At 49.2% G+C, this 12414-nt stretch carries 9 protein-coding genes and 3 tRNA genes; 9 read left to right on the top strand and 3 right to left on the bottom strand.

Annotated features, from left to right (window positions below; translation table 11 throughout):
• Positions 1 to 8 precede the first annotated feature (8 nt).
• Positions 9 to 491, bottom strand: coding sequence for an outer membrane beta-barrel protein (locus H6B30_RS10895; RefSeq protein WP_205110521.1), 483 nt, complete (start codon positions 489 to 491; stop codon positions 9 to 11).
• 223 nt (positions 492 to 714) lie between these two features.
• Here H6B30_RS10895 and H6B30_RS10890 point away from each other — a divergent pair, with 223 nt between their 5' ends.
• Together H6B30_RS10890 and H6B30_RS10885 are read left to right on the top strand one after the other, a co-directional pair.
• Positions 715 to 2493: a glycoside hydrolase family 10-like protein gene (locus H6B30_RS10890; protein ID WP_205110519.1), complete on the top strand. Its 1779-nt coding sequence runs from the start codon at positions 715 to 717 to the stop codon at positions 2491 to 2493.
• 668 nt (positions 2494 to 3161) lie between these two features.
• Complete coding sequence (locus tag H6B30_RS10885; RefSeq protein ID WP_205110517.1) at positions 3162 to 3956, top strand: EFR1 family ferrodoxin; 795 nt, start codon at positions 3162 to 3164, stop codon at positions 3954 to 3956.
• Positions 3957 to 4471: 515 nt separating this feature from the next.
• Here the strand turns inward: H6B30_RS10885 and H6B30_RS10880 are convergent.
• Entirely contained in the window at positions 4472 to 5089 is a 618-nt protein-coding gene (locus H6B30_RS10880; RefSeq protein ID WP_205110515.1) for an OmpH/Skp family outer membrane protein, read from the bottom strand.
• Positions 5090 to 5341: 252 nt separating this feature from the next.
• Between H6B30_RS10880 and H6B30_RS10875 the strand changes: the two genes are divergently transcribed.
• The 6 genes from H6B30_RS10875 (at position 5342) to H6B30_RS10850 (ending at position 8350) form a co-directional block, all read left to right on the top strand.
• Complete coding sequence (locus H6B30_RS10875) at positions 5342 to 6799, top strand: aminoacyl-histidine dipeptidase (protein ID WP_205110513.1); 1458 nt, start codon at positions 5342 to 5344, stop codon at positions 6797 to 6799.
• A 4-nt stretch (positions 6800 to 6803) separates the two neighbouring features.
• Entirely contained in the window at positions 6804 to 7172 is a 369-nt protein-coding gene (locus H6B30_RS10870) for a hypothetical protein (RefSeq protein WP_205110511.1), read from the top strand.
• Positions 7173 to 7279: 107 nt separating this feature from the next.
• A tRNA-Ser gene (locus H6B30_RS10865) sits at positions 7280 to 7367 on the top strand.
• Positions 7368 to 7383: 16 nt separating this feature from the next.
• Positions 7384 to 7455, top strand: a tRNA-Glu gene (locus H6B30_RS10860).
• A gap of 52 nt (positions 7456 to 7507) precedes the next feature.
• Positions 7508 to 7579: transfer RNA gene (locus H6B30_RS10855), tRNA-Glu, on the top strand.
• Between the two features lie 51 nt (positions 7580 to 7630).
• Positions 7631 to 8350 (top strand): tRNA threonylcarbamoyladenosine dehydratase, encoded by a 720-nt coding sequence (locus tag H6B30_RS10850; protein ID WP_205110509.1) that lies wholly within the window; start codon positions 7631 to 7633, stop codon positions 8348 to 8350.
• A 205-nt stretch (positions 8351 to 8555) separates the two neighbouring features.
• Here H6B30_RS10850 and H6B30_RS10845 read toward each other — a convergent pair whose 3' ends face one another.
• A complete protein-coding gene (locus tag H6B30_RS10845; RefSeq protein WP_205110507.1) occupies positions 8556 to 10763 on the bottom strand; it encodes a RelA/SpoT family protein in 2208 nt (735 codons plus the stop codon).
• Positions 10764 to 10879: 116 nt separating this feature from the next.
• Between H6B30_RS10845 and H6B30_RS10840 the strand changes: the two genes are divergently transcribed.
• Entirely contained in the window at positions 10880 to 12397 is a 1518-nt protein-coding gene (locus H6B30_RS10840) for a DUF4301 family protein (protein WP_205110505.1), read from the top strand.
• Positions 12398 to 12414: the final 17 nt, after the last annotated feature.

The raw sequence follows: 12414 nt of genomic DNA, 5'->3' as shown, positions 1-12414 counted from the left end.
CTTTTACGTCATAAGTATATTCCGAAGCCAACCCTCAGGCCTATAGTACTGTAGTCGCTGTGGTTTTTGAACGACTGGTTGTAGTAAATCTCCGGTTCGATGGTGACGGTGCGGCTGAGGAAGAAAGCATAGCCGAGTTGCACTCCCGGCAGGAAGTCGTCGTAAGAGTCGCCGGCGTGCATGTAGCTCATCGAGGCCCCGAGATACAGCCCGTTTTGCACTATATAGTACCTTGCACCTACTGCCGCGGTGAATGTCGATGGTATTTCATGCTTCTTGGAATATCCAATCTGTGCCGTTGCCATCCAGTTGTCTTCAAACATGTATCCGCCCTTTGCCTCTACGCCGAAGCTGCCTTTGTTCATACCGTTGTAACTAAGGTCAAGGCTTGACAGCGAAGCACCTATATATTTCTTGCCCGACTCAAACTGAGCCTTGCCGGCAAGTGACACCATCATGGCCATGAGCAATAGGAAAGTTTTCTTTCTCATAAGTTTATGCATTATTGGTTTGTTCACTATTTTATAGCCACCGGCCTGCCGTGACGTGACAAGCAGTTGTTGACATGTATGCCGCAGACCCTCCGATTTTGGGCTATGCCGGCGTCGCTGTTGTCACTATTCGCCTAACTGTGCCGAATGATAGTGCAAAAATAACCATTTAATTTGAGAAATGAAAAAATAATCATAACTTTGCAACTAAATAATCATAATTATGCGACTTTTCAAACTAACAATACCCTGCATCGCGGCCGTAGTGTTTCTGCTGATAGTGTGCCCGGCTACCGGTTCAACCATGAACTCGCGTTCACCCAAGCATGAGGTCAGGGCCGTTTGGCTGACAACAATCGGAGGGCTCGACTGGCCGCACACCTACGCCCGCACACCAGCGGCTGCCGCCTTGCAAAAGCGCGAATTATGCGAAATACTCGACCGTCTGAAAGAAGCCAATGTCAACACGGTGCTGTTTCAGACCCGAATCCGCGGCACCATGATTTATCCGTCGGCCATGGAACCGTGGGACGGATGCCTGTCGGGCCAACCCGGACTGTCGCCCGGATACGACGCTTTGCAGTTTGCCATAGACGAATGCCACAAGCGGGGCATAGAGCTCCATGCCTGGGTGGTTACCATACCCATAGGCAAGTGGAACGGGATGGGCTGCCAGAAAATCAGAAGGCGGCACCCGGGGCTTGTGCATAGGATTGGCGACGAGGGCTATCTTGACCCGGGCAAGCCGGCCACCGCCGAATACCTGGCACAGATATGCCGCGAGATTACGACAAACTATGATGTCGACGGCATACACCTCGACTACATACGCTACCCGGAAAACTGGAAACCGAGGCCAGAAGGCCACATCGGCCGCAGCAACATCACCCGCATTGTAAGACAGGTATACAACACAGTGAAAACCGAAAAGCCTTGGGTGAAGGTGAGTTGTTCGCCCATAGGCAAGTACAGCGACCTGGCGCTATATGACAGCTATGGGTGGAATGCCTACGCGAAGGTGTATCAAGACGCACAAAGCTGGCTTCGCGAGGGCATCATGGACGCTCTCTTTCCTATGCTTTATTTCCGGGGAAATCAGTTCTATCCTTTTGCACTCGACTGGAAAGAAAATAGCAACGGACGAATAATCTCCGCAGGGTTAGGCATTTACTTCCTTTCGAATAAAGAAAAAGATTGGGACATAGAAGTGATTAAGAGAGAGATGAACGTGCTCCGCAGCAATGGACTTGGGCACGCATATTTCCGCAGCAAGTTTTTCACCGACAACACGAAGGGGGTGTTCGACTTTGCCAAAGACGACATAGACCGCTACCCAGCCCTCGTGCCGCCGATGACATGGCTGTCGGACGCGCGCCCGAAAGGCCCCACCCGTCTGTCGGTAAAGAGAATGGCCGATTCCGACCGGCTCTCGTGGGGCGGGGCAAAAGACATGTCGACAGGGCCGTATCTCACCTATAACATATATGCGTCGGAGACTTACCCGGTAGACATTGCCGACGCCAGAAACATCCTGGCGGCAAACCTCAGAGACAGCAACGCCACGATTCCGCTGGCAGCCGAAGGCGCATTTGTGAATTATGCTGTGACGGCAGTCGACCGCTTCGGCAACGAAAGCCTTCCGCTATGCACCAAGCCAAACATGCCGGCCATGGTTCGGTCTACCTATCTGAGCAATGACGGCAATTGGTTGGCACTGCCCGACAAGGGCAACACGCTCGACGCAGAGTTTGTGGCAATAGAGACTCCACAGGGAGGACTTCTCTGCACACGCCCCTACGACGGCCCAAAGGCCGACATTTCGTCGTTGCCTGAAGGTGTATATGTGCTTAAGTCACTTAATTCAAAAGGCATTACCCACCGCCTGGGTCACTTCATAATACGCAGGCAAAGGGGCATGACCACGGACAACAAGCTGACAAGCGGGCATGAAGACTGCCGCTGGCCGCATTTCGGAGGAGTGGTCAAGCCTTCGGGGCTCTGACGGATGGCAACACTAAAGTGGGCACAGGCCTTTTTGCCCATTGGCATGACTCCACAATGTGGCCGGCCTTCATGCCAGAATATTGCAGAGGGCACGCCGGGCGGCAACATAACCGTTGCCACAGAGCGGCCTGGGCAGGCAATCAACCACACCTTATGGCTAACGAAATGCAGGCACCATGGACATGGCCCTATCGGTATTCAATTTCTCTGTGGGGCTACGGTTGTGCCATTGTCATTATTGCCCCGGCCTTTGCAAACGGCAATTCGGGCTGCGCTCTGGCATTGCTGCTGCCCGGTTGGGGCAAGGCCGGATAAACGCCTGGCGGTAATGACATTTGCATTGGAACATAATTATAGTGGCTTGCCTTTAGGTTGAGATTTAATTTAAGTATATATGCATAACATATTGTTATCAAGCTGTTTATAATGGAACACCATTTCTTGTAGATATATCGGCCGTTTTGCGATGCCAAAAGGGCCGTTTCATATTGTCGCAGAGCCTGTTTCGCAATCCCGAATGGCACATTCCGTAATACCGGTCACGAAAGTCGCCTATGGTGACAGGGCATGGTGGCTGTTTTCTGTTTTGCCTGAATATTAACCATGGATATAATAAAATGCTGTCGGCAGTTTTGCCGTCTCGGCCATTTGAGTTACCTTTGTAACATGATATTTTATTTTTCAGGAACCGGCAACACCCGTTGGGCCGCACGGCAAATAGCCGAAATCACGGGCGAAAGACTGCTGTCAATAGCCGGCGAGGCTGATGGCGACTGTAGGTATGCACTTGCCGAAGGAGAGCGCATTGGCTTCTGCTTTCCCGTACACGGTTGGCAGCCACCGGCCATAGTGCGCAATTTTATTTCAAAGTGCAAGTTTGACAATGCCAAGGGGCACTTTTGCTTCGCGTTGTGTACGTGCGGCGACAATATAGGCCGCACGATGGAGATGCTGGCAGCAGACTTGCATAAGGTTGGCATACAGGCTGACAGTGTGTTTTCGCTGGCCATGCCAAACACTTATGTTTGCCTGCCGTTTATGAACACCGACCGTCCCGACGTGGAACGGAAGAAAATAGCCGACGCCGGCAGTGCCATTGTGGAAATAGCCCAGGCAATAAAGGAGCGCCACAAGGGAGTGTGTTCGACAGTGAAAGGCCCTGTGCCATATCTGCTGTCAAATGTCATCGGGCGGTATTTCAACAGCAGGATGATAACCGACAGGCCTTTCCGGGTGGACAGCTCAGCCTGCATCAGGTGTGGACGCTGCGCCGCGGCCTGCCCTACAGGCAACATATCTGGTGGCGCCGGAAATCTGCCTGTATGGCATAACGACGGACACTGCACTTGCTGCATGGCCTGCTACCATCACTGCCCTGCCCACGCCATAAGCTACGGGCGCTCTACAAGGCACAAGGGACAATATTATTTTGGAAGGAAAAACAACAATGGAAACGCATGAGCGGTGTTCCGGCGGATTTCCATGTCGGCGACATTTTGTGCATTAAACGGCTCTGCCTTCAAGATATGTGGGCGCGTTTGCCATAAAAGCCGCCGGCATCAATATTATGGTAAGATGTGTGGCAAACAGCGGGTTGAACGTCACTCATTCCTATATGGCAAAACAAGCGACATTCACAAGCGGCAGCGGATTGCCCTGCCATGAGGTTTAGCATTGCCTTGTGCTTCCCGACGACAGTCGGATGCCATGAGGCTGGACTGATGGAGTGACTAAAACTGGACATCGGCCATGCTGAGCTGACAGATGTTGGCGAATGTACCAAGTGGATGGACCGGCCCCGGGGAAGCGCCCGTCGCTACGCGGCCGAACATGGCATTGGGCAAGCCGGCGGGCGCCATGGCATGGCACATGCCTCGGAAAAAATAATAATCCGTTTGGGCAATATGGCAAAAGCCCAAACGGATTATTGATTAAGTATCAAAAACACAACTGTCTTTAAAGACACTGCGCCCCTTTTACTTTTTCTTGCTCTTGTCGTTGAGCGTCGATTTATACCTCTTGTTCAGTCCGTTTATGACGTCGTTGGTGATGTCATGGCGCTTGTCGGCAAGCAGTATGTTGTCGCCGGCCTTCGAGATGATAAGGTCATACTTCTTGGTCTTGTTGTAGTCCTTCAGGAAGTTCTGCAATGAGTCGCGCAGCGCATTGTTGTACTTGGCAGTCTCAGCGTCGAGCTCGGCTCCGAGGCGGCTCTGCAACTCCTGCAGGTCTTGGTCCTGGCGCTGTATTGCAGCTTGCACACTGGCAGCCTGCTCCCTGCTGGCAAATCCGTTGTTCTGCAGCTTCTGCTGGAAATTGGCAGCGGCAGCCTGCAGCTGTTTTCCCTTCTGGGTGATAGTGTTACGGGCGTTATTGCTCTTTTTCTGCAGCACGGCGGTGTACTCCTTGCAGAACTTGTATTGCGACATCAGCGAATCGACCTCGACATAGGCAATCCTCATGCCTGTTGTTGCCGCGGGTGAGTCCTGAACTGGCTTCTCGTCCATCTTGGGGCTGGAGTTGTTGCATGATGTCAGCATGAACGATGCAACTGCCAATGCCAACGAAATACGAATACTAATGTTTCTTTTCATCTTCTTTATATTTGTTCTTTTAAATTATCTTAACAATCACTGAGCTCCGCTGCAACAGCCTTACACTGGCGAATGCCATAGCTTTTCAGCATGAAGCACGCATATTTTACCATCATACGAAAGAAAAATGCTAATAGCAATTATTAACGTGCTAAATAACATATTTTCAAACATAATTCTGTAATTTTGCGGCTACAAAGATAATACAAATAAATCAATTTACAGGCATGAATGCCTCAAAAAAGAATTAACATGGATAAAAGAGACTTGAAACCAAGTTGCGTCTTCGAGCAATTTGCTCGGGTGTGCGAGATACCACGCCCCTCGAAGCGTGAAGAGAAGATGATTGAGTATCTGCGTAACTGGGGCTTAAGCCACAATCTTGAGACAAAGGTGGACAGCGTAGGCAATGTGCTCATAAAGAAACCCGCCACTCCGGGATATGAGGACAGGCAGACCGTGATACTGCAAAGCCACATGGACATGGTTTGCGACAAGCTGGTTGACAAAGAGTTTGACTTCGACAACGACTCCATACAGACTCACATTGAAGGCGAGTGGCTTACCGCCGACGGCACGACACTTGGCGCCGACGACGGTATCGGAGTGGCTATAGAATTGGCCATACTCGATTCTGACGACATAAAGCACGGGCCGTTGGAGTGTGTATTCACTCGCGACGAGGAAACCCAGCTCACCGGGGCAAGTGGCATGGAGGCTGGTTTCATGAACGGGGACATGCTGATAAACCTTGACAGTGAGGATGAAGGCCAGATATTCGTTTCGTGCGCAGGCGGACGTACAACAATAGCAACGTTTGATTTCAAAGCCGAGAAGGCACCGGCCGGCTATTTCTTCATCAAAGGATGGATAAAAGGGCTCAAGGGCGGACATTCGGGTGACGACATAGAGAAAAAGCGCGCCAATGCAATCAAGATTCTGGGCCGCTTCCTTTACAAGGAAATGCAGAACCATGACATAAGGTTGGCTGCCTTCAATTCAGGCAAGATGCACAACGCCATCCCGCGCGACGGATCGTTCGTGATAGCTGTTCCCAACGATGCCAAGGAAAGCATACGCGCAGACTGGAACATCTTTGCGCACGACGTGCAAGAGGAATATCACGTGACGGACACCGACATGGAGTTTGGCATGGAAAGCACCGATGCCGCAGACGTAATGCCGCAGGAAGTTTCGGGCAAGTTCATCAGGGCAATACAGGCCGTAGACAATGGTGTGTTTGCAATATGCCAGGACAAGGCGCTCAACGGAATGGTTGAGACATCAAGCAACATAGCCAGCATAATTACCGACAATGGGAGCATCAAGATTGTTGCCTCGCAGCGCAGCAATGTGATGAGCAACCTTGAAAACCAGTGCAATACCATCAAGGCCCTGTTTGAATTGGCAGGCGCAAAGGTGGAGCAGACAGACGGTTACCCGGCATGGAAGATGAACCCAGACAGCAAACTGACCGACATTGCCGTTGATTCGTACAAGAAACTGTTTGGCAAGGAGCCCATCGTCCGCGGAATCCACGCAGGACTCGAGTGCGGCCTTTTCTCCGAAAGGTATCCCAATCTCGACATGGTGTCGTTTGGCCCGACATTGCGCGGAGTGCATACGCCGGATGAGAGACTGCACATACCCACGGTCGAGATGGTGTGGAACCACCTTCTTGACATTCTTGACAACATACCCACAAAATAGGAATATGAAAATAAGACACATTTTGTTGTCATCTGCAATGCTGTTGCTCGCTTCGTGCGGGCAACAGCATAAAGCCGAATCTGTTGTAGAAGACTTTATGGAAAACAACCTGAAAGATGCCTCAGCCCTGCAAATAGTTGAGTACAGTGATATTGACTCAACGAGGTATCTTAATGACTCTATAATAAATAAGCTGCGAAATACTGCCAAAAACTCGTCGATGTATGCCGGGCGCACAGAGTTTGCCCAGAGGAACAAAGACGAAAAGCTCATTATCATAAGGGTGAGATACAAGATTAACGGACAGGATTTCCATGACACCTTTTATTTAAATAAGGAGATGACCGGCGTCATAGCGCTGAAAAACAATTAATCTACCGTTGTTTGTAAAATTAATTAGAAAAAATTTGGTAGTGTGAAATAAAAGCAGTACCTTTGCATCGCATTTGAGAGAAGATGCCTAAAGAAAAGAAAATCTGAGGAAGTTTGGGTGAGTGGCTGAAACCAGCAGTTTGCTAAACTGCCGTGCGAGTTTATCGTACCGGGGGTTCGAATCCCCCAGCTTCCGCGGAATAAGGTATTGCGGTGGATTCATCTAATGGTTAGGATACAAGATTCTCAATCTTGGCATAGGGGTTCGATTCCCCTATCCACTACACGAAAGAGTTCATTGACTGAGCTCTTTTTCTTTTCTATATACAGATGTATGGTGGATTCATCTAATGGTTAGGATACAAGATTCTCAATCTTGGCATAGGGGTTCGATTCCCCTATCCACTACAAAGAAGGCCCGGAGTTTCTTCGGGCTTTTTTATTTCACTATGTCCATATATGCAGAACGAAACAATTTCAAGAACAAAACAACTATTAGGCGATGCGGCCATAAAGACATTGGAACACTGCCGTGTGGCTGTGTTCGGTGTAGGTGGTGTGGGCGGCTATGCCGTTGAGGTGCTTGCCCGTAGCGGTGTCGGCCAACTTGACTTGTTTGACAATGACCGCGTAAGCCTGTCAAACATAAACAGGCAAATCATAGCTTTGCATAGCACCGTTGGGAAACTAAAAGTTGATGTTGCCAAGGAGAGGGTTATGGACATAAACCCTGAATGCTCAGTTTTTGCCCATGCCGTATTTTATCTGCCGGACAACGCAGACAACTTTGACCTGACAAGATATGATTATGTGCTCGACTGCATAGACACGATAGCTGCCAAGGTAGAGTTGGTGAAACGCTGTAAGTCGCAGGGCATACCTGTTATCAGTTCTATGGGCGCTGCAAACAAAATGGATCCTACCGCATTTTGCGTGACCGACATATTCAAGACAAAGATGGATCCGATAGCAAAGGTAATGCGAAAGAAACTGAAAGAGCTTGGCATAAGAAAACTGAAGGTTGTTTGTAGCTATGAGCAGCCAATAAAGATTGTATGTGACGATGGTGGCAATCCGTCGAGGCATGTTCCGGCAAGCAATGCTTTCGTCCCTGCCGCAGCAGGGTTGGTGATGGGCAGCGAGGCTGTCAAGGACCTGATTGGCTACAATACGAAATAATGATATGTGGAACAATCAATCACGAGCGCCATTGCAACTATGTAATGGCACTCGTAATCAAAATGTCAAGGATGGCTGTTTTGCAGCAGCAGTAATGGTTTATGTCCGCTAAAAGCTGTTGCTCAAAATATAAGAATAGAATGCCCGAGGATTCTCTCCTCGGGCATTCTATTCTTATACTCCCAAAATGTGGCAGCAGTTTTTTTTATATTCTCTCAACCTGTTTCACCCCCTTTACAGTGCGCAACCTCTTTATTAGAGACTCAAGGCGCGAGGTGTCTTCAAGCATAACCACCAGGTTGCCCCTAAACAAGCCATCGTTGCTGTCGATGCTTATAGAGCGCAATGTCAGTCGTTCGTCTTTGCTTATTATGCTTGTAAGGTTGTTTACGATGCCGATGTCGTCATTTCCAATAACTCTGAGTGTGATTGAATACTTCGACGAACCTTTGCCGCTCCATCGGGCTTTGACAATACGGTAGCCGAAACGCTTTCTCAACTCTGCCGCATTAGGACAGTCGGTTCGGTGTATCTTTATTCCGCCGTTGACTGTGACGAACCCGAAGACGTCGTCACCATAAATCGGTTGACAGCAACGGGCAAGTTGATAGTCGATGCCCTTAAGGTTTCTGTCTATAACCAAAACATCGTCATTGGGCACAGACATCTCATTGGCAGCATTGAAATTGAATTCCTCCGCACTTCGGGCAGGCTGGTCCCCTGCCCCACTCTTTTCCTTTGACTGAAGCTCAACGTACTTGTCGATTACCTCATTGGTGTCCAATTCGCCATCTGCAATCTGCCTATAGAAATCGCTAACCTCTTTGAAGCCCATCTTTTTGATAAGCCGGGCCATGGTTGACTCATCGAATTCAATCTTGCGGTTCTTGAATTTCCTCTCTATGACTTCTTTTGCATACTGCCCTTCCTTCACCTGCGTTTCTTTCAAGGCCAGCCTTACCTTAGCCTTGGCGCGCGATGTCTTCACGATGTTGAGCCATGCCTGCTTGGGTTTCTGGGTGCTTGAGGTCAGTATCTCAACCTGGTCGCCACTGTGCAGTTCTTCGCGCAAGGTTACAATCTTGTTGTTTATCTTGGCCCCAGTGCAGCTACTGCCTATCTTTGAATGTATGTGGTAGGCAAAATCCAATACTGTTGCGCCTTTGGGAAACTTAAACAAATCTCCTTTTGGGGTGAAAACGAATACCTCGTCCTCATACAAATCCATTTTAAACTGGTCCATGACCTGCAGGTCATCGCTCGTTTCGAGGATGTTGCGTATGTTTGTAAGCCATTCATCGAGCCCGCTTTCACCTTTTATGCCCTTGTATCTCCAGTGTGCCGCCACTCCCCGCTCGGCTATCTCGTCCATCCTCTCGGTTCTTATTTGCACCTCAACCCATTTCTGTTCAGGCCCGAGCACCGTGATATGCAGGCTTTCATATCCATTTGACTTCGGCACAGACAACCAATCGCGCAAGCGCTTCGGATTCGGCTGATACATGTCTGTGACAATGGAATAAGCCTGCCAACACTGCATTTTCTCCTTGTCTTGCGGCGAATCGAGAATGATACGTATGGCAAACAAGTCGTATATGCCTTCAAAGGCACACTTCTGTTTCTTCATCTTTTGCCATATCGAATGAATGCTTTTTGTCCTGCCTTTCATGTGGAAGCGCAGTCCGGCATCCATAAGCCGTTTCTGTATCGGTTCGATGAACCTGCTGATATAGGCATCACGGGCCTGCTTGGTAGCATTCAGCTTGTCCTTTATCATGTAATAGGCATCGTGCTCCAAGTATTTCAACGACAGATCTTCAAGTTCGCTTTTCAGCTTATACAGGCCAAGCTTGTGGGCCAGCGGGGCGTAAAGATAGGCAGCCTCTTCAGACACCCTCATCTTGGCCTCAGTGTTCTCCGTGTCGCGTATTTGCCTCATGAGGTTAACCCTGTCTGCTATCATGATTAGAATCACCCGCATGTCTTCGGCGAAAGACAGCAACAGGTTTCGGAAATTCTCACTCTCAATGACAGGATTCTTGGCATACAGGTCGGCTATCCTTTCCAGGCCGTGGAGTATGCGGGCCACGGAATCGCCGAACTGCTCACGCACTTCGTCTATTGAAACATAACCGTTAGACACGCTTGGGTGCAGCAGTATCGCCAGCACGGCATCTCTTTTGAGCCCAATCTCGTCGACAACAATCATGGCTGTTTGGAAACCGAACAATACCGGGTTAAGCCCAAACACATCACGCTTGATGAGATTCTGCTTTACAGAATCAGCAAGGTGGCCACGTATCTTCTTCTCGTCATCGGGAAGAAGTGACGGCCCAATCTTTTCCTTCAGCGTGGAGTATAATAGCAAAGATGCTGCTTTTTCCTGATGTGTAAACTCAAATCTATCGGCCATAATTACTCTCTGTGTGTTAATATATCATTGCAAAGGTACAACTTTTATCTCATTATTTCAATTTTTCGGCGGAAAGTTAGTATATTTGTGACGAAATTACTTTAAATTCAATATATATGTTATCACAAGACGACTTGAAACAGATTGCCTCCAAGGGCATTTCAGAAGAGCAAATCAAGAATCAGCTTGATGAGTTTAAAACAGGCTTCCCATTTTTGAGATTAGAAGCAGCTGCCGGCATCGGCCATGGAATCATGGCTTTGACCGACGACGAATGCAAACAGTATGAGGCTGCATGGGAGAATTACAAGGAGCAAGGCAAGCAGATAGTGAAGTTTGTTCCTGCCTCTGGTGCCGCAAGCCGTATGTTCAAAGACTTGTTTGCTTTCCTTGACGCTGATTACGATGTTCCGACGACAGATTTTGAAAAGCATTTTTTCGACGGCTTGAAGCGGTTTGCTTTCTATGATGCGCTTGACAAGGCTTGCTTAAACAACGAAGGCAAGTCTGTCTGCGACTTGATAGCCGACGGCAACTATAAGGCGATTGTGGCCAACCTACTGGAGAGCAAGGGGCTGAACTATGGGCAGCTGCCTAAAGGATTGTTGCTTTTCCACAAATATGATGACGGTGTTCGCACTCCCATGGAAGAGCATCTGGTTGAGGGCGCCCTCTATGCTTCAAGCAAGGGTAAGTCTCGCATCCACTTTACAGTAAGCCACGAGCACCTGCACTTGTTCAAGTCGATGGTCGAGGCCAAGCTTGGATATTACAGTGAAAAATTCAACGTAGACTATGACATCTCGTTCTCTGAGCAAAAGCCCTCAACAGATACTATTGCCGCCAACCCAGACAACACCCCCTTCAGGACTGAAGACGGCAAGCTGTTGTTCCGCCCGGGAGGCCACGGCGCGCTCATCGAGAATCTTAACGAGATAGAGGCCGACATCGTATTCATAAAGAACATCGACAATGTAGTACCCGACAGGCTCAAAGGCGACACGGTGCTATACAAGCAAGTGATTGCTGGCGTGCTCGTAACGATACAGGAAAAAGTGTTTGAATACCTCAACCTTCTTGAGACAGGAAATTACTCACACGAGCAGCTCGAGAGCATCATACGTTTCGTGCAGAACGACCTATGCTGCCGAAAGCAGGACATCAAGCACTTGGAGGATGCCGAACTCGTGATATACCTCAAAAACAAGCTGAACCGACCGATACGCGTTTGCGGTGTGGTCAAAAACGTGGGTGAACCCGGCGGAGGCCCGTTCCTTACATACAACCATGACGGCACTGTGAGCCTGCAGATACTTGAGAGCAGCCAGATAGACAAGTCTAACAAGGAGTATGTCGAGATGTTCACCAAAGGCACACACTTCAATCCCGTCGACTTGGTCTGCGCCGTAAAGGATTACAAGGGCAACGCGTTTGACCTGCCTAAATACGTAGACAAGACCACTGGCTTCATCAGCAGCAAGAGCAAGAACGGCAAAGAGCTCAAGGCCCTCGAACTGCCCGGCTTGTGGAACGGGGCCATGAGTGACTGGAACACCGTTTTCGTAGAAGTTCCGCTGACAACGTTCAATCCTGTGAAGACTGTCAACGACCTGCTCCGCGAGCAACACCAGTAACAACCAACCTGAATAAA

Origin of the sequence: Marseilla massiliensis (assembly GCF_016899955.1) — a bacterium.
GTDB classification, from domain to species: domain Bacteria; phylum Bacteroidota; class Bacteroidia; order Bacteroidales; family Bacteroidaceae; genus Prevotella; species Prevotella intestinigallinarum.
This window is presented reverse-complemented; position numbering and strand designations above follow the sequence as displayed.